General features: G+C 35.6%; 24 protein-coding genes. 12 read left to right on the plus strand and 12 right to left on the minus strand.

Annotated features, from left to right (window positions below; genetic code table 11):
- The first annotated feature begins 50 nt into the window (after positions 1–50).
- Both EGN73_RS06640 and EGN73_RS06645 read left to right on the plus strand, forming a co-directional pair.
- Positions 51–431: a hypothetical protein gene (locus tag EGN73_RS06640; RefSeq protein WP_219287764.1), complete on the plus strand. Its 381-nt coding sequence runs from the start codon at positions 51–53 to the stop codon at positions 429–431.
- Between the two features lie 555 nt (positions 432–986).
- A complete protein-coding gene (locus EGN73_RS06645; protein ID WP_219287765.1) occupies positions 987–2,336 on the plus strand; it encodes a hypothetical protein in 1,350 nt (449 codons plus the stop codon).
- Between the two features lie 586 nt (positions 2,337–2,922).
- On the opposite strand, the gene EGN73_RS06650 is transcribed toward EGN73_RS06645, so the two are convergent.
- On the minus strand, positions 2,923–3,684 hold the full coding sequence (locus tag EGN73_RS06650) for a hypothetical protein (protein ID WP_219287766.1): 762 nt from the start codon (positions 3,682–3,684) through the stop codon (positions 2,923–2,925).
- A 1,006-nt stretch (positions 3,685–4,690) separates the two neighbouring features.
- Between EGN73_RS06650 and EGN73_RS06655 the strand changes: the two genes are divergently transcribed.
- The gene (locus EGN73_RS06655; protein ID WP_219287767.1) at positions 4,691–5,806 is read left to right on the plus strand and encodes a hypothetical protein; all 1,116 of its coding nucleotides are present in this window, start codon (positions 4,691–4,693) and stop codon (positions 5,804–5,806) included.
- A 22-nt stretch (positions 5,807–5,828) separates the two neighbouring features.
- On the opposite strand, the gene EGN73_RS06660 is transcribed toward EGN73_RS06655, so the two are convergent.
- From EGN73_RS06660 to EGN73_RS06675, 4 genes are all read right to left on the minus strand, one after another.
- A complete protein-coding gene (locus EGN73_RS06660) occupies positions 5,829–6,488 on the minus strand; it encodes a DUF6904 family protein (protein ID WP_219287768.1) in 660 nt (219 codons plus the stop codon).
- Between the two features lie 75 nt (positions 6,489–6,563).
- Positions 6,564–6,941, minus strand: coding sequence for an ASCH domain-containing protein (locus EGN73_RS06665; RefSeq protein WP_219287769.1), 378 nt, complete (start codon positions 6,939–6,941; stop codon positions 6,564–6,566).
- Positions 6,938–8,431, minus strand: a complete 1,494-nt coding sequence (locus EGN73_RS06670; RefSeq protein WP_219287770.1) for a PIN domain-containing protein — start codon at positions 8,429–8,431, stop codon at positions 6,938–6,940. Before EGN73_RS06670 ends, EGN73_RS06665 begins: the two co-directional genes overlap by 4 nt.
- Complete coding sequence (locus EGN73_RS06675) at positions 8,432–8,953, minus strand: ATP-binding protein (RefSeq protein ID WP_219287771.1); 522 nt, start codon at positions 8,951–8,953, stop codon at positions 8,432–8,434.
- 236 nt (positions 8,954–9,189) lie between these two features.
- Between EGN73_RS06675 and EGN73_RS06680 the strand changes: the two genes are divergently transcribed.
- From EGN73_RS06680 to EGN73_RS06690, 3 genes are read left to right on the plus strand one after another with little or no spacing between them, the layout of a single operon-like run.
- The gene (locus EGN73_RS06680; protein WP_219287772.1) at positions 9,190–9,408 is read left to right on the plus strand and encodes an exonuclease domain-containing protein; all 219 of its coding nucleotides are present in this window, start codon (positions 9,190–9,192) and stop codon (positions 9,406–9,408) included.
- Positions 9,409–9,447: 39 nt separating this feature from the next.
- Positions 9,448–9,645 carry a hypothetical protein gene (locus EGN73_RS06685; RefSeq protein WP_219287773.1) on the plus strand — a complete coding sequence of 66 codons (198 nt, stop codon included), beginning with the start codon at positions 9,448–9,450 and terminating at the stop codon, positions 9,643–9,645.
- A 9-nt stretch (positions 9,646–9,654) separates the two neighbouring features.
- Positions 9,655–10,446, plus strand: a complete 792-nt coding sequence (locus tag EGN73_RS06690) for a hypothetical protein (RefSeq protein WP_219287774.1) — start codon at positions 9,655–9,657, stop codon at positions 10,444–10,446.
- Between the two features lie 26 nt (positions 10,447–10,472).
- Here EGN73_RS06690 and EGN73_RS06695 read toward each other — a convergent pair whose 3' ends face one another.
- Together EGN73_RS06695 and EGN73_RS06700 are read right to left on the minus strand one after the other, a co-directional pair.
- Positions 10,473–10,670, minus strand: a complete 198-nt coding sequence (locus tag EGN73_RS06695) for a hypothetical protein (protein ID WP_219287775.1) — start codon at positions 10,668–10,670, stop codon at positions 10,473–10,475.
- 5 nt (positions 10,671–10,675) lie between these two features.
- Entirely contained in the window at positions 10,676–12,169 is a 1,494-nt protein-coding gene (locus EGN73_RS06700) for a C39 family peptidase (protein ID WP_219287776.1), read from the minus strand.
- Positions 12,170–12,525: 356 nt separating this feature from the next.
- On the opposite strand from EGN73_RS06700, the gene EGN73_RS06705 reads away from it, so the two are divergent.
- On the plus strand, positions 12,526–13,389 hold the full coding sequence (locus EGN73_RS06705) for a hypothetical protein (protein WP_219287777.1): 864 nt from the start codon (positions 12,526–12,528) through the stop codon (positions 13,387–13,389).
- A gap of 6 nt (positions 13,390–13,395) precedes the next feature.
- Positions 13,396–13,662: a hypothetical protein gene (locus tag EGN73_RS06710; protein WP_219287778.1), complete on the plus strand. Its 267-nt coding sequence runs from the start codon at positions 13,396–13,398 to the stop codon at positions 13,660–13,662.
- Here EGN73_RS06710 and EGN73_RS06715 read toward each other — a convergent pair.
- Genes EGN73_RS06715 through EGN73_RS06725 form a run of 3 tightly spaced genes read right to left on the minus strand, consistent with a single transcriptional unit; the run spans position 13,644 to position 16,633 of the window.
- A complete protein-coding gene (locus EGN73_RS06715; RefSeq protein WP_219287779.1) occupies positions 13,644–15,020 on the minus strand; it encodes an McrC family protein in 1,377 nt (458 codons plus the stop codon). The two genes, EGN73_RS06710 and EGN73_RS06715, sit on opposite strands and share 19 nt — an antisense overlap.
- Positions 15,017–16,402: an McrB family protein gene (locus EGN73_RS06720; RefSeq protein ID WP_219287780.1), complete on the minus strand. Its 1,386-nt coding sequence runs from the start codon at positions 16,400–16,402 to the stop codon at positions 15,017–15,019. Before EGN73_RS06720 ends, EGN73_RS06715 begins: the two co-directional genes overlap by 4 nt.
- 21 nt (positions 16,403–16,423) lie before the next feature.
- Positions 16,424–16,633, minus strand: coding sequence for a helix-turn-helix domain-containing protein (locus tag EGN73_RS06725; protein ID WP_343207094.1), 210 nt, complete (start codon positions 16,631–16,633; stop codon positions 16,424–16,426).
- 91 nt (positions 16,634–16,724) lie between these two features.
- Between EGN73_RS06725 and EGN73_RS22495 the strand changes: the two genes are divergently transcribed.
- Positions 16,725–17,273, plus strand: a complete 549-nt coding sequence (locus EGN73_RS22495) for a hypothetical protein (RefSeq protein WP_246611495.1) — start codon at positions 16,725–16,727, stop codon at positions 17,271–17,273.
- A gap of 363 nt (positions 17,274–17,636) precedes the next feature.
- Here the strand turns inward: EGN73_RS22495 and EGN73_RS06735 are convergent, their stop codons facing one another.
- Together EGN73_RS06735 and EGN73_RS06740 are read right to left on the minus strand one after the other, a co-directional pair.
- On the minus strand, positions 17,637–17,825 hold the full coding sequence (locus tag EGN73_RS06735; RefSeq protein ID WP_219287781.1) for a hypothetical protein: 189 nt from the start codon (positions 17,823–17,825) through the stop codon (positions 17,637–17,639).
- A 760-nt stretch (positions 17,826–18,585) separates the two neighbouring features.
- On the minus strand, positions 18,586–19,071 hold the full coding sequence (locus tag EGN73_RS06740) for a very short patch repair endonuclease (RefSeq protein ID WP_219287782.1): 486 nt from the start codon (positions 19,069–19,071) through the stop codon (positions 18,586–18,588).
- Between the two features lie 113 nt (positions 19,072–19,184).
- Here EGN73_RS06740 and hxpB point away from each other — a divergent pair, with 113 nt between their 5' ends.
- The 3 genes from hxpB to EGN73_RS06755 are packed head-to-tail and all read left to right on the plus strand — an operon-like array spanning position 19,185 to position 21,144.
- Positions 19,185–19,826, plus strand: a complete 642-nt coding sequence (gene hxpB / locus EGN73_RS06745) for a hexitol phosphatase HxpB (RefSeq protein ID WP_219287783.1) — start codon at positions 19,185–19,187, stop codon at positions 19,824–19,826.
- Between the two features lie 29 nt (positions 19,827–19,855).
- Positions 19,856–20,569, plus strand: coding sequence for a YqjF family protein (locus EGN73_RS06750; RefSeq protein ID WP_219287784.1), 714 nt, complete (start codon positions 19,856–19,858; stop codon positions 20,567–20,569).
- Positions 20,548–21,144, plus strand: coding sequence for an O-methyltransferase (locus EGN73_RS06755; RefSeq protein ID WP_343207095.1), 597 nt, complete (start codon positions 20,548–20,550; stop codon positions 21,142–21,144). Before EGN73_RS06750 ends, EGN73_RS06755 begins: the two co-directional genes overlap by 22 nt.
- Positions 21,145–21,149: the final 5 nt, after the last annotated feature.

The raw sequence follows: 21,149 nt of genomic DNA on the forward strand, positions 1-21,149 counted from the left end.
CCTGCGGGACGCTACTGCTCATAGCCAAACCGTTGGGATAAAGCTATAAAATGAACCAAATACTAAAATACGGACGGATTACAATTTCAATTTTGATAATTGGGATATTTGTTTCATATGGAATTTTTGTAAATAATTTTGACATGTTCGGAGAACCTGAGAAAGAGATTTTGAATACAAAATATGACAATCTAGGCGTAAGACAGGCGACAACTTTCGAATACGGTGGAAATGCAGTGACCAATGCAGCAATATTAGTTTCAATTGACCTAGGATGCTCTGACAATCCAGACGATTCGAAAAAGAAAATAGTCTTTTCTGCTGAGAACAAAGGAGGAACGGCACTGCAAACGGAATGGAAATCGTTTGAAACTCTTAAAATAATCTTTTCGGATAGGCTTGAACCAGTTTCCCAAATTGACTTATATTGATTCGACTTTAAACGTTACAATTATTTATGAAATAACACCTGAAAAGGATATTCAAAACTCAACCGACCGAACCGACTATAATAGTCAAGATTTGAGTTATGAATTCAAAAACGCAACCATATTTAAACTGACGGACACAATAACCGCAGACTTTAATTGAGACGGTGTTTTCGGTAAATAGAACTACACCAATTTCGGTAAATAAGAATGTACCATATTTGGCAACAAGAATGCACCACCAATAATCCTAAGGGGCATGCTGCGGAATATCAAGATGGTCGTATTGATATGGTTTTCTTAGGTTTTTTTCGCGGCAGATGCTTTCGAGAGTTTACTTTAGCTTTCCAGTACCATTCTAGACTTTTACTTTTTCTGGATTTAAAATGCCCCCAACGAGTGTCTAAAGCTCCGGATTCCGGGGCTATTTTTGGTTTTTATTGGTGAAATTACCCTGTACAGGGTATTTTATGGGAGTGGGGAAATGGGTAGGTTTGGTAATTGGTGAGTTTAGATAATATTATTCAAAAGCATGCCAACTTGTAATGCTATCCGGTATTGAAGAAAGTGATTGTTGGGCACAATACAACCAAAATGGAAATAGGGGACTTAAAAAACTTTTCAAATTTTAAAAGAGACGCTCTCGGAATATTAATTAACCATTTAGAAGATTTTATATCTGCTGAGATTACATGTTATTTGTACCCAATCAAGCAACTAAAAAAGCAATATAATATTGTTATTGAGGAAAACCCTAAAAGAGGAGTTTATCAATTAGATGAAAATAATGTAATCATTATTCCCAAAGTTTATCATAATAAAGATATAATCGCAAGAATTGCTTTCTCTATTAAAAAGCCGAATGTTTCTATTGACAAAAAGATATTTAATGTCCTTGAAGGAGCCATTTCAAAAAATCTATCTCGTGCCTACATATTTGGTTTTAGGGAAACCATTCAATATTTTGATGATGGGCTCATAGAAAAGGTAATTGCAAACTACTTTAGCAAAGGGTATTACAATCCCAGTCGTATAATCTATTTGCTTAATTATTTTCACAAACTGAGAACTACTTCATTTGAAGGACAATTCTTTTCAACAGGAATGATCCTAACAAGGGCAGGTCATGCTTTCGGCGAAAAACATAATCAAAATAGATCTGGAAAAGCTCATGCACTAATATCACAACAAGAATTAGAAGGTCATTCTATAGAAAGACGTTTTTGGTTTATGGTTGATGGTAAACAGTCATATTTTCTTTGTAATAGAAGCATGACAATTACTCATTTATTCAATTTGACTGCCGAAAAGGAATCAGAATTTAACTATATCAACAGCTTAACATTATCAAAAACACTCAAAGGAGGTGACGTTCTACTTAGAATAGAAAGTGAAAAAGAACTTTCAGTTATTACTTCAGAAGGAATAGAATTCATTTATCAAGAAAACAAATGGAAGTACAGGAATTATAATTATATAGAAAAATTAATTAAATCCAATATATCATTCAATGAAAGCTCATATAATCACCTCATATTTTATATACTATACTGCTCCAAGCATGGTATAAGTTCGATAATTTGGATTCCCGAAGACTTGCAGGACGTTAATATCATATTGAAAACAAAGAACCGGCTTTTTAGAAATGATATTAATGTCGATAACCGTGATTATTCTAATCTAATTATTAGATTTCTATCAAGTGATGGTGCAACAATTATTGATTCGAATGGTAATATTTGCTATTATGGTTGTATTGCTGATCTGAGTAAAACTAAAATAAAAGGAGTACAAGGTACAGGTGAAAATGCTGCTGGTGCTTTATCATGTAATGGAATTTCAATAAAAATATCACAGGATGGGACAATAAAATTATATTTAAGTCCATCATGTAAAATAATAATCTAAGTACTGTGGCTAATGAGTAGACGGCCTTGCCAACCTTTAAATTGATGAGGTGCTCCTCTCACATCACCGAGCGTACGGGTCTTCCCGCACGTGCGGGAGCGGTCCATCAAGTATAGGATAGCCGCTCTTTTCACCGACTATCCTTTTCCGCTACTTTTAAGAAAGGGCTACAAGGTGGCTCCCCATCGTATATATACAATGAAGGTTTATATTTTTTTTAGCTGTCTACCAGCTTTTGTCTCGGTGGATAGTTAATAGCCAACAATCCTGCACTGTATATATACGAGAAACATTTTGTACTTTATGCGAGCAGATAGATACGACTATTGGAAAATACAATGATATAAAGTAAATTTGTTATATAAAAAGAGGATGATCCAGCTTTGGACACTGGATCTAAATTTTAATTTTCGGATTTCTGACCAAGTTTGGACCTTAGTCAGTTTGGACAATCAAAAAATAAAATTTCCTCTTCCATGCAAGAAGGTGGCCTGGGTTTGGAAGCCAAGCCCATTAATAAAATTCTGAATCCATGGGTTTTGGATGCCCATGGATTTTACCAGTTTTTAATTAACTTTTATCCTCCTCATTTTTTGTTGTGACTCACATAAAGTTCTATAACTGTCATTTGAGCCTTAATAATTTCAATATCCTTTTCATTCAAATTCTTTGGGATATGAAGTGTGGCAGATTTATCATTTGTTAAATAAATCGGAATAACTCGAATGTCATTATTAGATGGAGGTTGTGAGTTTGTCACTTGTTTATCAACTTTAGGAGCATTTTGTGTTTTTGTTACATTATCAAATCCATTTGTGTTATCGATTAATTCCTTATCACTTTCTTCCTCTCGATTTTCAGATGCATTTTCTAATTTCAAGATATTATTTTCAAGTATATTTAAATCATCTATGTTCTTCAAGAAAACATCAGCGGCCTTATCCGCTGCTTTATCGGCTATGCTATAATCTCTGGTTAGTAAATTTGCTAAAGCCTTTTTCTGCGGTAGGTGATTACCAGCAAATTTGCTAATTAGCTTCTTATAAAGTTTGGGACTACTAAAAGCCTCTGCTTTAGATTCAATTACTTCTTCTTCATGTAAAGGTTTATGTATTTTTTTGAATAGCTCAGTTGGTTTATATCCTTCTTTAACTTTTACATCAAGAAGGTTATACTGAGCGCAAGAACTTACTCTGATATTAACAGAAGGTGTTGATAAGCCTAGAATATCTGCAATATCTTCTCTCGTAAGATATGTAGAATCACCATATTGAGCATAAATCTGTTTTACCATAATTATGCATTCATTTATAGTATATGCTGGATAAGAACTGCTACGTTTTGTCATAGTATTTTAATTATGTTTCAAATATAATCACAAAAAACATATTGCACAACATAGACACAAATAAAAAACAAATAATTTAACATAATATTAACAAAGATCGATGGAAGTCAACCTACAGCATATACTCGGTGTAGCGCGACCTGAGACAATTGGCTCAAGTTTAAGCTTTTAAATCACTGCCTGTAACAGCATACGGATCTCCCCGAAACAAGCCTGCCAGCTGTCAAACGCAGGTTAGACGCAGGCTGTATACGGTGGTTCAGTAGATTATAGGTTATGTTTTGAGGTGATAAGAATGTTATATTCATACTATTTTCTTCTCATTCTTATCAGCGAAAAGACCTCTGCACAAAAGTCCAGCATTTTTTTGGATAATTTAGATATTCCGGAGCATGCTGATCCTCTCTGAACGAAAATCTTTTTGAGTTGTGTATTTGGCTGGGTTTGACTGACAATCTGGATGATATTGACTCCTTTAGCATAAATTAAATATAAAGATTCAGGAAGTATCTACTGACTAGGTTCGGTATTACACTAACTAAAATTTATTAATACTCCCTACCCCTGTCCTTCCTATCCTATGGCAAAACCATACTAAAGTATTATCAAAGCTGAGGATACTGGGACTTTTGGTAAAAATGATATCATTTGAAAAACATATTCTCTGACATTATGTGTCTAAACCTATTGCATCTAGAGGAATTTTGCCATTTTAATGGTAAAATTGCCATGTACTTGAGCTATATATTAAAGGATGGGTATTATATGTTTATAAGAAATTAATGAAAAGGAATTAAGAATAGCAGGCAGGTGGTCTGATAATGGGGTATATTATATAATGCCCTAAATAGATAGGTTTGTGATGTTTATTGCTATAATTATTTTAGTAGTCAATTACCAAGACACAGCTACTCTTTCCTTTATAAAAGACGCATAAGACTACTAGTCTTAAGAAGAAAACTGATGGCGGAAAGAGTGATAATTAGAACCATAATTTCAAATAACTATGCTTTTTATTCAAAAATATGATGAGACTGTTTTACCTGAAGAGTTTCATTTTATCAACAATGTTTGTGCAATTCTGTATGATCAGATTGTAGATCTTTATAGGTTTAAAGATTATGAAAATTTTAATATTCATAAGATATATTTTGACAACAACTTTAATAAAGAAGAAATTAGTTCATTTAAATCAACTGAGGAATTACTCCAATACCTATTAAGCAACAAAATGCATGATAAGTTAACTGACGCCTTAACAAAGCATGTAGCCACAGCAGTAATATCGGATTTAAGTAATTTTATTTACGAGGCGATTTCAGCAGCTTCAAAATGTAAAGTTACAGTTGCTTTCTCCTTATTAAGGAAACCTTTCACTGACGAACTAACACTGTTAGAGAGATTATTTATTGAACCAAAAACTTTTATTGAAAACTTTTATATTGAAGGGGATATAAAGAAATATGACCCATCAAATAATTTTACTTCAAACAAACTTGATCATTTTCAATTAACTAAAAAGTGTGTTTCCAAATTGAAATTCAATTCTTTTCTATACCCCACTCTTGTTCACGATCTTCGATACGACAAATCCTTTCCTGGAGCCATTCAAGAATTGACCAATAAATCAATTCATATTGTTACAAATCATAAGGACTATAAGACAGAAGCAAAAAGCTTAAATTACATTTTCGACGCTGTCACTAACATAGATCAATATCTTGGTACGTTTTACATAAATACCCATTACTTATTACTTTATTCTGCCGCAGTAATTGATGAACTTTATTTTAGATATTTAACAGATCAGGAGCACCATGCATTGAGAAAATCCAAAGCATTAAGACGGTTTTTTAGTTTAATGTTAGTAAGATTGACCCATGAAGAAGACCCAGACACCTCAATTCTAAAGACGGTCCTTACAATATTTGAAAACAATAAAATGAAGTGCTCTAACTGCAAATTTGAATTTATACCCACTGGAATTGATCTAGAATTTTACTTCTTCGAAGAGAACATTAAATGCCCAGATTGCCTTCAATTTGCAATTAATTCTGATGAAGAATTTGAGTCTTTTGTATCAAGATTTGATGATATACTAAATAATTCTGAAGCATGCTAACCACTTTAATTGCTTCATAAAGTCACCATTCTATAAGGTAAATAGATTCATCTTCATCCAATTCAATTTCCAAAGGATCGCATTGAAACTCCTTTGCTGACTTTAGTAATGACCTTTTTATTGATTTAAAAAGTTCCGTTCCTTTAACCCCTGAAGCTAAAAGTTTCGGTAATTGGTTAAACCCATTTTTTCCTCCTCCCAAAGCAAAATAATCAGCATTGACCAATCTCATATAATAGTAGATGTATGGGTTTCCGCCGAATAAGGTATTGCCTACAAATGGGATTAACATTTTTCCGGTTTTTATGTCGAAGGACTCCAGTGATTTTTCTGTCCAATATTCAATTTGGAGCATTATTCCATCAAGTAGTTTGTTTCTAGAAGAGGATGATTTTTTGTGGTTTATATAAGCAATAAGGAAAAGAAGCTGAACCCATGAAATCTGAAAACCATAATGTGCAACAGGATCATGCCCAAAGTGACTTGACTCTCTATTTAACCGATCTCCTTGATACGCATGTCGAATTTCATAACATATACTACTTATTAAACTTTCCCTATTTGGTTCATAAAAATCAACTTCCCAAAAAGAGTAAAGTACCTCATAAATTGTCCTCAAATCGTCATAAGAACCCCAAAATTCAACTCCTAGACCTCTTTTAGTGGGAAGTAAATAAAACATTACCTTTTATTTTTTTGTCTTGATCTATGGAAGTCCTTGCTAAATTTACTTTGCCGGTATGCTGATGTAACCTCATCACACAACATCCACATAAGCAAAAGACTGAGGCGGCGCAATTCCAAAGGTTTCACGTATGCCAAGGGGGGCCTCGTACTTCCTTACCTTTTTCACTTCTATGGCATAGCCTGAATCTTTTCCATTGAAATATTCCCGGTAGAAAGCTTCTGATATTCCCGCAAACTCATAGGTAGAATCCCAAAGTGAATCTAACTCATCATGGTGAACGGTCTCAATTTCGAACTCCCCGATCACTTTGCTAATTGGGGCTGAGGCATAGACAACCACCGATTTCACATTCTCATTTTTGTAAATTCTTCTTCTGAACTCAAATTTTTTGGAGCCATCAAAAATCCTTTCTGCAAATTCAGGTTTGATTGATAATAGTACTTTCATATTCCTGCTAGAGTTATAAGTGTTTTAAATTCTTCCCTTCCCATTTTACATATGGTTTTAATTGAGTCCATACTAGGCAAAATCTTTTTATCAAGCATTTCTTTTAAATTAATCCGCTTCTTAAACGAGAATGCGTACAGGAAATTGAACACAAAAGGTCTGTTTTTTGGGAACCTATTCCAGTATTCTGCTAACTCCTCTTCAGTCAAAACAGACCGTTTTTTACAAATTTGGATTAACTCTTGGAGGCTTTTTAATCCGTCAATCGTCCCTTCTACTATCCCAATAGTAGTTGCAACACCTTTATAAATTCCTCCAGAACGGTAAAAAACCACAATATCTCCAGATTTGAGCCCTCTATTCCATGAATGAGAAATATACGATTTTGAAATCGAATTCCGATGAGGTTTGTTTTCCACAAATGTTAAAGGACTCTCTGTCTTTAATATAGAATCAGGAAATAATTCTGTGTGGTACTCCGGTTTTATAGGAACTATGTAAACAGAGCTCGTTGATGAGAGCCAGGGAAAGGTCTTAGAGGGGTATCTTTCATTAAACCTAATTGTAAAGTCTCTCACAAATACTTTTTCTGTACCTGAAGAAGTGGTTTTTGTTCCAAATTCTTCAAAACCAAATTTCTCTAATAGGTGGATTAAACCCAGCAATTCCGGTCTCCCGTCAAAAATAGTTACATAAATTTCATCTACTTTGTATTGTCTGGCATTATCAAATACAATCTTCAAAAATCTCTCCCCGATTCTAAGTCCTGTACTGACCACCTTAAAGGTACCTATCTTGAGCCGTTTCTTTGGGCTAAATGTCGGTGCCATATTGGAATAGTTTTCTTTTTCATCCTCCAATTTCATGTAAAGAAATGCTTTTATGTCACCTGCCTCATAACAAACATAAGCCATGGCATTGTCTCCGGCTTTTCCATTGTACCATCTGTCAAAGCCAACATAGTCATTTCTAAAACTGTCAAAGAACTTATTTTCCAAGGCTATGTTTCCAAAGAATTCTTTTTTGACAGAAAGGACTGAATAATCTACCAGTTCGGGGTTTTCAGAAATTACCATTTCCAAAAACCCATCTATTCCAAAAACCCGATCTAAAAGATTTAGGTCTTTGGCCTTTAATCTGATTTTCCGGTCTTCTGTAATTAAGTAATCGACCCGGCCAACAAAAACCTCGTTTAACAGTTTCGTGTCTTCAAAATCATTTGGCTTTGTATCATACTTTTCGCTTATGGTTTGGACTTCTGTTTTTAAAGGTGCCGGGGTTTGTAATAATTGGTAGTTATCGAGTTTGATAGATATGGATTTAACTACTTGCTGATCTGCATATTTTTTTAACTCATTTAGGGTCAATGGATGAACACATTTAGTAATATGGAGTTTGTCAAGCCAATAAAATAGCACACCAATATTTTGGTTGGTAACTCTGTCCGTCTCTCTGTGGATGACGATATTTGTATCCAATAAAACTTTCATTTATGCTTGGTTTATCGATTGTAAAAGAGGGGAAAGATCCCTTTCAACTAACACAAAGGGTATATTCAGCTTATTTGCCACCTCCTTACCATATTCAATTTCTCTTTTTTGCATATTATCAATTAGTTTCAGATCATAATTCCTTTTATCTCGATTACTAAGTCTTTTTACAATTAATTTAGGGTCAGAAACTACTACGGAGATAATTATTGGGTCTATCTTGGTAAATGTATCCATCGGAATATTTTCTACACAACCATTGGAATCAAACAAACAAAAATGTCCATCCAACAAGTATATTTTATCTGGTAAAATCCTTTTCTTTAATCCATCGATAAGCCGGTCTTGTGTGAACGAAATGTCAGTCACCAATTTATTTCCAACCTCTGGGCTTATATCTGACCAATTTAAAATATCACTAGCAGTCATATGTTCAATATTCAAATTCTTTCTAAGATTTGAACACATGGAACCTTTGCCTGAACCATGAATTCCTCCTATAAATATGATATTGTTAAACATAGGCGAAAATGTATTTATAGAAAGATGATTCAACCAATTTTAATATGCCACTTTCCTACCGGGATCTAAATGACTAAGTACACTAAACTATAACAATAGAAAGATTTCTGACAATAACGATTGACAGTTATTTCCTTTTCCAAGAAAAGGAATTTTTAGTTGGGAAAAAATACCCTGTACAGGGTATTTTTCCACTAGGATAAATTGTTTAGACTTGTTTTTCAAACATTTAAGCCATGGACAACCACTATTTTGCGATTGATGTTGAAACGGCCAATGCGGATTACAGCAGTATCTGTCAGGTCGGAGTTGCTGAATTTGAAAATGGCAGCATCCTAAGAACATGGAAAACTCTTGTTAATCCCGACCAGTATTTCGATCAGTTTTTTGTGAATATTCACGGGATTGATCAGGAAACTGTCAAGTTCTTATTTAGAATATTTAGGATTTATTAATATTTTTCACTTTTTTAGGATTAAATACGTATAAAAACTATGAGCTGGTCAAAAAGAAATATTACACTTAGACATTCTGACTCCCCACTTACCAGTAAGCGGGTAAAAGTTATTTTGAGTGATCCTGAGGATTCGGCCAAACTTGCTGCCGCGGTAAGGGCTCGTCGGAAAAATAAAAGTAAACCATTTAAAGTCAGCGAAGCAACAGCTGATTTATTGAAAAATAAGGGTTCTTAGACAATTGAAATGAATATTGCTTTTTCGACTTTCCTGATTTTGATTTTTTTACTCCCTGGGATTTTTTTTAGGAGATATTATTATGCCGAAGAATTTTCTAAGGAGTATGTCAAAGAGTCTTTTTTTGAGATTCTGTTTTCAGCTTTTGTACCCAGCCTGATTTTTCACTCGATTTGGTTCTATTTATCTAAACTCCTTGGGTTTCCAGTTGATCTTGAAGTAATCGGGAATCTTTTGGCTGTAAATCCATTACCATCTTCATTTCAAAATGTTTCTGAAAGTTCTGCCCAAATTATTTTTTATCATTTCAGTATCATGATTGCGGCCTCTTTCGCTGGCCACTATTTTAAACAAGGAGTGAGGCTAAAAAAGTGGGACAGAAGATTTAAGGATTTGCGATTTCAGAATTCGTGGCACTATGTTTTGAAGGGTGAATTTTTTGATTTCCCAAGATCATCTTATGATCTTGAATTGGATAATGTAGAAGATATAGAGTTAATTTTTGTTGACGCTTTGGTCAAGACTCAAGAAGGGACTGTGATTTATGATGGGATATTGGTTGATTATGAGCTTTCTAAAGATGGAGGGTTGGAATATATCAGCCTTAAAGAAGTGCAAAGGAGGTTTATGAAAGATGACTTCAAGGAAGAAAACAAATGGGAGTCTAAATCAAAATATTATCAAATTCCAGGACATATACTTGTCATTAAGTATTCAGAAATTATCAACTTAAATTTTTCTTATTATAAGATGATCTATGATGAAAAAGAATCCAAATATGATATAGAATTGGTGAAATAAAAAAAGGAGCATAAAGCTCCTTTGGATTAAGTTAGGATAATTGATTTGGCAGATATTCCTGATTTTGACTCTTTTATCTGGAATTCCCGCCTCATTTCTTCAAGTTCTAAATTCATGGCATTTATTGTTGCCATTCCCATAGTCGTGTTGACAACTTGCACTTTCTGATCATCTCTCATTTTTTTGAGGATTTCTTGAGTTTTGCTGTTGTTTCGATTTACCATAATTGTTAAAATCCGCCTAGGTTGTTTTTGTATATGCAAAAATCATTCAATTCCATTGGGAAATTCACCAATTCGTTATTGTTTTCGTCCCAAAGTAACATCTTTTTTTGATATACTGATAATATCAGGGGCTTGTTGTTATAAATATTTGCTTCAGTGGCATCCAGGATTATCAACCCTTCAGCCATGTGCTTTTTGATTTTTTCTTGGGTGGAAAATTCAGCAACCCATATAAATTTGGGCATTAAGCTTTCCAAGACTATTTCCTTGATATCTTTGTTCCATGTTTTGTTTATCGCAATTTCATTTTTAAAGGAACGGCTCGATGTTAGGAAAATGCGGATAAATACGGCGTCACCGACTTCTTTGATTTCATCTTCATAAAAGAAATTCAGAAATTTTATGATAAAGTTCTTGGCTTCATAGGCTTCAAGGTAAACTTTCGAGTATAATGGAACTATGAAGTGAGAAATCTGGCAATCCTCCCAATCTGGCTTTTTGTAATGATTAAATGGTTTTTTTAAATCAGCAAGTTGGTAAGGAGGGTGATTGTCATCGATAAATACATATTTTCTTTCTAGATGGCTGTTGAATATTATAGGGGTTCCGTGTACTTGGATGATTTCTGAAGGTTCAAATATTAAATTGTCAAAATCATTTGCTTCTCTGCCTATGCAAACCACGGCATGTCCGATTTTTTCAGAAGAGACACTAAGGATAATCGGAATACCACTTTCCATATAAATAGCCAGAAGATTTAAAAATTGATCTCCAAATTGATCTTTAGAATATATTCTGGTCCCAAACCCAAATTCCTTTAACGCGAATGACAATTGAAGTATATCCAACCCATTAGATGGTATCTGTCTTTCAAAAGAAACCTTTTTCAGGGTATCATGAATTTTGGAGGGTAATGTCGGTTTGTATTCCGGATATTTGATTCCAAAGTATTCCATTACTGCCCATAAGGTTGTTTCAGCACAAGAAATGGTTTCGGCATCTTGTGAAGAGTATGGGAATGCTTCAACGGTCATTTTTATTCCATTGATAGCACAGGGGATAGGGGCTTTACAGATTAATAGATTATTGTTTTTATATGCTTTTGGTGAAATGGCTGTTCTTCCTAAAAGCTGAGGAGTAATAGGTCTGATGACGAAAAATCCAAGGAAGTTTGACTTTACCTTTTCAATTTGCTCACTATCCCTAAAGTCTTCTTCAGAAACCTTATCTGAAAACAATGAAACCCTAATGCAATCTCTATAATAAGGATAAAGCTTGGAGGAAAAATAATTATAAAAACTGTCTCTAAAAACCTTATCAGTGTAGGGGTATTCAATTAACAAAACAATGTTTTCAATAAGTTGGTCCAAAAGTGGGGTTAATTGTTTCTTGAGACAGTTTTGGGCTGTTTCATTATCAATTTGATATTCTGTAGAAAGGTAAATTGAGAGTAGTTCCAGTATATTTTCCTTGCGGGTAAAATTTTTCTCTATGTACATGAAACAAATTTTTTGTGATCAAAAATTATTTGAATATAAAAAAAATCCCAATTGACGCCACTTGGCAGACTTAATTCTTTCATTATAGTATTCTCCAGTTGGCGTTTTTCAGCACTCCCTAACTATAGCGATAAGAGGGCTCCAGGTATTAATAACTGAAGCAATATCTTCAATCTGGAGGAGGATGTTTTTTTGTTGAAAGTGGCTTGATTGGAAAGTTTCTATTTTTACCACGGATAATCACAGTTGATTTTAGGTTTTAGAATTCAGGTTACACTGCTATTTATAGAGGACTAGTATCTTGTTGTTTCTAGTTAGTTGGCTGTATATTTATTTTCAGAAAAAACAAAAGTGTGATGGACTTAGAAGAACTGAATCGGCAGATAGCCAAGTTAATGGAAGAACAAAACAGGTGCGCTGTTCCTGAATTTGAGGGATATTCTCCTTATGAGATGAATACCATCTTGCATGATACATTTGGCATAAATAGTCCTATTCAATTACAAAAGCTGAGCTCTGAGGATTATGATCAGATTCCGATGCTTCAGCAGGTCAAATACTTGTGCAATATCATTGACAAGTCAGGTTCCCTAAAACTCACAGCTAAGGGATTTTTGCCTACAAAAATTGTGGCTGAGCTTTATGCACAAGGGTTTATCAAAGATGATTTTATTGATGATGCCCATTATAAACTCTACAAGGAGACAGATTCTGATTCCATTCACTTGACGAGGATATTGATTGAGTTGACGGGGATTGCCAAGAAGCGTTTGGGAAAATTATCGCTTACAAAAAATGGTCAGAAGGTATTGAAAGACGACTTTGAGTTATTCAAACTTCTGTTTGATACTTTTAGGAATAAGTTCAATTGGGGTTATTTTGATGGATATGATGAAAGGCCGATTGGTCCTTTGGGGTTTGGATTTACTTTGATTCTATTGTCCAAGTATGGAGAGAAGCCACGTTCTGATATTTTCTATGCGGAAAAATATCTGAAAGCTTTTCCCTCTTTGCTCGATGGAATAAATCCCGGTTATACAACTGTGGAAGATTATGCTGCAAGTTGTTATTCGATCAGAACCTTTGATCGCTTTATGAATTATTTTGGTTTGGTAGCGCTCGAAAAGGAAGGTGCCATCATCAAGAGGATCGCCACTGTCCAAAAAACCCCACTGCTGGATAAGTTGTTTAAGATTAAGACGCCGGATGGGGGGAAGTAAGTGAGTATGAATAAGCAAGAAAAAATCACCTGCCTGAAGGCTTATTTGGATAAGCCTGAAGAATCGTATGCTGATAGTTTTAAATGGGAAATAGGGATCATCCTTGGAGATTTTGACGAATCCAATGCCAACTTAAGATTTCTGGAAAACTTATCGGACGAAGCTGCCATTTATGCATTTGTAGATCGGCTGACATCTCGAATTGTGATGAAATACGATCCAGAATGGGAAAGCTTGGGAGATTTTGTCTGGGATTATGTGGGGAATGGGTAAGCCGAAGCTATCTTTTCAAACTCTTCAATAAGGGCTTCTTTTGCTTTTTGTATAGCTTCTTTTTTGAATGGAACTCCTACCATAACAACCCTATTTGAAAAATTCATTTGAGAGAAAGAATAATCAATATGCGATACTTCTAATTTATTGGAAGGATAACACAAAAACCCAACTTTCTGATTTACATTATTAAATGAACTGTATGCAAGAATCTGATGAAGGTCTTTTCTATGCTCTTCTTTCAAATTTTCATTTTGGTCAAATTTATTATAGAGATGTGACTTGTATTTCGCATCTATAAACATCACTTGGTCATCCTTTAACAACACTCCATCTGGCTCTAAGTTATTTAAGCTCCACTGGAATCTCTTCTTAGTATTAGAGTAGATCTTTAGGTTAGGATTAAATTTACCTCCTATCGATTTGGCTACTTCTTTAAAGATATACTGAATAAACTTTTCAAAAACATCAGCAAAGTCTACCCTCCATGCAGTTCCATCGATTAAATTGAAATTTAGAATTCTATTTGCAATTTGCTTTGCTTCCTTTATCGTTACTCCATCAGCATTCTTTATTTGAATTTTTGAGGTGATTTTAGGCTTGTGGAAATATAATCTTTCATCTAAAAATGAAATTCTTTTTGAAATTGGAGTCCTAATACTTATTGGTGTATTGGAGCTTAATAATTCTGATTTGCACAAATCGTAGACATATCTGATTTCACTAAATTCGGAGTGGAATTCGCTTAAAAGATTCTTTCTTGTCGGGTAAACTAGTCTCTGTTCAACTTTAAAACTATGGTTTGCATATTTATTCCAGTTTACTTGACCACTTGGTTGGTATGATTGAATTTCCTTATTGTCAAATTTTCTCCAGTGCTGTTTAGCTAGTTTTTCTAAAGCTGATATAAATTTTATAGCTTCTAAATATAGTGGTGGTCTAAAAGCTCTTTTAGAAGCCAATGGCAGACTTTCTATGAATTCAGGACTAATTTCATCACCCAGTAAGTCCAAAATTTCGACATACTCCTCAAATCGGTTAGTTCCCGTAAACCTAGGGGAAACAACAAAATCACCTATTTGTTTTCCTGTATCTGGGGCTCTAAGTGGGATAGTACCAATGAATTCAGATGTTTTAAAAAAAATAGATGCATTTAGATCCGATCCTTCGATTTTAGCTTCTATTCCCAAAAAGCTGAATAATTCTGAATTGTATTGTATAAATTTTTGCAAATAAAGGCCAATGATCCTTTTATCGGCTCCTTTAAAAACCTTTTTCTGTAATTCCTTACCGCTGATAGTTGAAGATCTTTCAGTTAAACAAGGAATTTCATGAAATAGCCCTTGGTCTTTTGTCATTCGAAAAGTGGTTGATCAATTCTCTTAATAAAATAACTATTGAATTCTTCAACTGCTGAAGTAAGCAACCCTTCTTGTAAATACTCTCTGATTAAAGGGAAAATTTCATACCGGATTCTATTTTCCATTTCTTCATCAGAATCAGCAAGAAAATACCCTTGGCCTGGCTGAAGATTCAGCTCATTTGATGTAGCATGCCAGTCAAAAATTTCAGCAATTATATTAAAGTCATCTTTATAAAAATTTGAAGCTGAAATAGGTTTCGGTTTTACAGTATACCATGCAAAACGTCTCCTTAGAGCAAAATCAACCACTGCTAAGCTTCTGTCAGCAGTATTCATCGTAGCAATCACACAGAAATTTGAGGGTAGCTCTTTTATTTCTAATTCAGGTGTAATCTGAATAGATACATCTGCATTTTTCATTTTATGTTCAAAGAGATAAAAAACGGGACCTAAAACATTGGAGAGGTTTGCCCTATTTATTTCATCGATGATAAGAACTACTTTTTCACTGGGGTTTTCTCTTGAGTACAATACCGCCTCAGCCAGATTTCCCATCCTACCTTCATAAGTTAGATCATCGCTGTTAAGGCTAGGTCTTATGCCATAAATGAAATCAGAATATGTGGTTTCAGCATGAAATTGGGTGAAGAAACTCTTTGCCGATGATTTGGTCGCTATTTCTTTGGCAATTGTGGTCTTGCCTGTTCCGGGAGGGCCTTGAAGGATTACAAATCTTCTTTCTTTCAATAATTCGAAAATTAAATCTCGGTCATCCTCTAACATTTCATTTTGAAATGGTTTTAGAGCCTTTGAAACAGCACTTCTGTGTTGAGGGTTTGTCGGCCATTCTCTTATTTTTGCATACGCTGCTAAAAATGCTTTAATAAATTTTTTACCCTCTTCATCTAGAGGGTTATCAATGATTTGGCAACAGTTAATTACCTGAGTATATTTTTTAATAGTTTTCGACAGATGCTGTATTTTTGGGTTTTTTGTAAAAGCAGGTGGAAGTGATAAATTAATATTAGTAAAGTCTGTTGAGCAGTGCCCATTTTCGTTTACTAATTTTGAAAATAACCTTCTTAACCCAGGACGACTTGCCAATTCTAAATCCCTTTGAAAATTGCTTGAACCGACACAAAAAGAAACTACCCAAGCTTTTTCCTGTGTTGTAGGAAAAACAACAAATGAATAATCATGATATGCTCCTGATGTTTCCTCATCTGGATGAATTAACCCAAAATATGCCCCATTATCATTTAAAGCATTTTCATCAATTAATTTTCGCTCGATATAAGAATTGTTAAATTCGTTGTCATTTTTTGCGCCAAATTCAGCTGCCCATTCTTTTACTAAATCTCTAACTTCTTGAATCATGTCATCTTTAATTTTAAAAATTTAAAACTCAAAAAAACTTATCATTGGCTTATCCAGCGCTTTGGCGATTTTGAAGACTGTTTCTATTGAAACATTCCTTTTACCATTTTCTATATCAGAAATGTAGGTCCGGTCCAACTCAGCCAGTTCAGCGAGCTTTTCCTGAGAAACATTCTGACTTTTTCTGATGGCCTTTACTTTTTCGCCGTAGGCAACTTTAATGTCCATCATGCAATCTGAAAAAATGTCGTCTATTGTACCACGGACTATAGTCTACAAAAACTAATTTTTCTGTATATTTACGCTTGAAATTTTAAGTAACGTGAACAAAATCATTCCCATCACCACCGAATACATAACCCCATCAAGGACCATCGAAATTTTCAACTTGCTAAGGTTTGAGGAAAGCAAACAAGTCTATGTTTACAATTTTGAAGGAAAGCATTTTAGGGTTTTTGAAAGCCTGGTTGATTTGATCCGGTTTTTTGAAGTTGGCAAGGAACCCAGAGCTTCATTTGATTCAGAAAGTGATTTGGATGAATTCTTGGATCGATTACCCCTAGGTGATGATGTTAGAAAGCTTAATCTTAAATTTAACTACATGTACCGGGACGGAGCGAATTACAAGCAGTTTGGTTCGGTTGTTTTTAATAACTCATCAGGGTTGAGTATAGACGAGGTCTCAGAGGTAATTAGAAAAAAATTGATTTCAGAAGAATTTTTTGTTCCTAAGGAATGGGGAATTCCGACACTTTATGCAGCACCTTACAACCCAGAATATGATCATGAATGGCATGAGTTTGAAGGATTGGAAGAAACCATTGAAGCGCCAAGCCACCCAAGGGACATACTGGAAATTCTAAAAGATTAAAAATAGAGTGCTGTGAAGATTGGGGACTAGAAGGGGAAACAAAATTTAAAGAGGCCAATACCTTGGTTAAGAGGACCATTGCTTTTGCTCTGAAAGAAAGATTATTGCAAATGGAGACAGCTTAAAAATCAAATCCCTGATCAAACATTTGAAGGATGTCAAGAAAAGAGGAGGAAAATTCGTTCACTATGAGGGTACGCTGATTGTCTTAGAGACAGGTAATGAAATCATTATTTCCACGGAACCTCAGATGTGAAGAGGGTATTAAAGCTTTCCAGATTCCATTGACATATATAGTGTCAACCGTCATTCTGAGATTTTAAAATTTGGCATTTATAGAAAGGCAATGACAGTTGGTGTACGTCATCCTGAGATTTTAACATTTAGGGAATGTTCAGAAAGGGTAATGACAAAATTACGCGTCATGCTGAGCGGAGCTTGCGGAGTCGAAGCATCTCCTAAACAATGGGAGACTCTTCCTTCGTCAGAGTGACGTATATTTCTGTCAATGGTAATCGGAGCTTGCGGAGATGAAAGCCTGTCCCGCAGCATTGCGGGAGATCTCTTTCCCTTAATCGTGGGAGATTCTTCACTGCGTTCAGAATGACGGTCCCTTTAATCTGTCAATGGTAGTGAGAAACGAACGAAGAATCTCCTGCACTCAAGTCAAAGAGACCCCCCGAAAAAATCGGGGCAGGCTTTCGTTTCACTCAGAGGGACGACCCCTCCATATCTGTCATTGGTCTGAATGAAGCATCTCCAAGGGGTCTATAAATGATAGAATTATCATAAATAGGATTTCCTGAGATCCCTCGTACCTACCATTGACATAAATCTACTTCAGGTTTAGTTCAACCCCTTTAGGGTTGGGTCTTAACTCTATTTCGTGAATTCCCCGGGTTGCTACCCGGGGCTATTTATAGTTTAACCCCTTCGGGGTATTATTTAATAGTCATACGCTTTCTGTAAATGCCAAATTCTCAGGGTGAAAATATGAGAAATCCTTTTGATTTATAGCGTATTGGGTTTTTCAGGATTTCAAATCCTCTTCATCTGGGTTCGGGATTACAAATCCCGAACAGCGGGAGGCTTCGCTTTGTCATGCCGAAAGCAATGAAACATCTGTTTCCATCCAAAAAGCGAAGCTTTATCTGCGGGATCAGCGAAATCTGCGGGAGAAAAAAGGAGGAAGAACAGAAATATAGTGGATATATGGTAGAAATACGAGGTAATGAGCATTTGAGGCTTCAAGAAAATTTTTGGGATGAGGTATTAATAGCCTCAGGGAAACTGTCCCGAGAATACGAAAAGATCAATTTAATTCATCCACCACCCTCTTCACACACATCCCCAACTCCTTCTTGACCTCAAAATCCCAAAACCTCAGCACAGTCCAGCCCTTGGATTGGTAGTGGTAATTTATCTCACGGTCTCGTTGCATATTGCGTTCGATCTTGGGAATCCAGAAGTCGCGGTTGGATTTGATGGTTTCCTTTCTGTTTTCCCAGTCATGCCCATGCCAGAAGGAACCGTCCACAAATATCACCAGCCTGTATTTGATCAGACTGATGTCGGGCTTGCCAGGGAGCTTTTGCTTGTTGCTCTTGTAGCGTATGCCAGCATGCCAAAGGGCTTTTTTTAGCAGTTTTTCAGGTTTGGTGTCTTTGCCCTTGATCCTGGACATGTTGAAAGAGCGCTTCTTGGTAGTATAAAACCCTGCTTCCTCCGAAAATCTGGGCACCTTGATTTTTGGTTCGGGATAAGGTTTTGCTATAGAGGGCTTGGACTTTTTGGGCATGGATTTGATGAAAGTGAATTTAAGAAAAAAGTAGCTTTTACAACCATAAGGTTCTTAACTTTGACCAGATGCGATAAATTATTGGAGGAACTTTGAACTGATAAATGAATACCATGCAAAGAGCAGTCATATTCGATATGGATGGCGTGATTGTAGATTCAGAGGATTTTTGGAAAAGGGCAGAAAAGGAAGTCTTTACCTCATTGGGTGTACATGTAACTGAGGAACATTCCGCATTGACAAAATCCATGACTACCCTTGAAGTCACAAAATTTTGGTTTGATAGATTTCCATGGCAGGGAACGGCGCTGGAAGTGGTTGAACAAATGGTGATCGATAGGGTCATTGACCTTATTAACAAGGAAGACTGCAGGATCAAGGGGGTAAAAGCATTTATCGAAAATCTAAAGTCCAACAACTTCAAGATCGGGCTGGCTACAAATTCTCCGAATAAAATAATTCCGGCAGTGTTAAAAAAAATGGAAATCGGGCACTTGTTTGATACGGTTTCATCGGCCGAATTTGAAGAGAATGGAAAACCTGACCCTGCTATCTACCTGACAACGGCCGCCAAACTCAATATTAGGGTAGCCAATTGCATTGCCATAGAAGATTCATATTCGGGGATGTTGGCAGCAAAAAGGGCAGGAATGAAAGTTGTTGCGTTTACTAACGGTAACAGCAATATCGATTTTGAAATTGCAGATTTTAAAATAGACCATTTTGATTACTTTAACATTGACACGCTAAACTGACCTTTTTCAACCAAACCAAAAGTGAAGTAATGGAAGAAATATTGAATGATGTATCCCACAGACCTTTTGAAATTCCAAATGGGTCTTGGGTATATTATCAAGAATGGAACAGGGCTTTGTTTCTACATTGGGAAGTTCCATTTGACCTTCTTAGAAAGTGTGTGCCTTCTAATTTTAACATAGATACATTTGAAGGAAAATGCTACATATCTTTGGTTGCCTTTACCATGGAAAAAATCAGGCCCAAATTTTTACCTTCTGTAGGATTTGTATCTGATTTTGATGAAATCAATGTTAGAACTTATATTGATAATGACCACAAAAAGGGAGTTTACTTTCTAAACATAGAAGCGGGTAAAACCATCTCTGCTTTTGTTGCAAAGGCAATTTCCGGACTGCCTTACGAAAAGGCTGACATTAGCAGAAGCGACCTGGTGTACATCTCCGAAAACCCGGAAAAAGGCTTTAGCCTGAATGCCGAATTTGAGATTGAAGAAAAAATAACCGAAAAAACAGTATTGGACAGGTGGTTGACAGAACGGTATTGTTTGTATCTTGACCAAGGCGAAAAGCGTTTTCGCTATGACATCCACCACAAAGAATGGGAGCTCAGAAAAGTAGATGCACAGCGTACAGAAGTGAATTACCAAGTTGGTGAAATTGATTTAAAGGACAGGCAACCCAATCTGGCACATTATTCCGAAGGTGTAAAAGTATTGGCTTGGAAAAGGCAGAAAATATGAAAGACGAGGTCACTCAAGGGATTCCCCAAACTTACATGGACATTGATAAGGCAACCAAAGCAAGTGGCTTTACCATGGCTTCAGATATAAAGACTTGCTCCTTGCTGAAAACACTCGCAAGTACAAAGCCATCGGGGAGATTCCTTGAACTGGGTACCGGCACAGGCCTGTCAACAGCTTGGATACTTGATGGAATGGACAGCAATTCAAGTTTAATTTCGTTCGATAATGATGTAAAGTTTTTGAACATAGCCCGCAAATTTTTGGGTGGAGATCAGCGCTTAAGCTTAGTGTTTTCGGATGGGGAAGATTGGGTGAACAATAACCTGGAGCTAAAGTTTGACTATATTTTTGCTGATACTTGGCATGGCAAGTACCTTCTATTGGACGAAGTATTGGAGATGTTGGAAAAAGGAGGGATTTACATAGTAGATGATATGTTGCCGCAGGAGAATTGGCCTGAAGGTCACCAGGAAAAAGCGAACAATTTTGTGGACTATCTGGAAAGCAGAAGTGATTTGGTCCTGACAAAACAGAATTGGGCAAGCGGATTGATCATAGCGGTAAAAAAATAGCCCCT

This window comes from Arthrospiribacter ruber (assembly GCF_019343195.1).
In the GTDB taxonomy this organism is placed as follows: domain Bacteria; phylum Bacteroidota; class Bacteroidia; order Cytophagales; family Cyclobacteriaceae; genus Arthrospiribacter; species Arthrospiribacter ruber.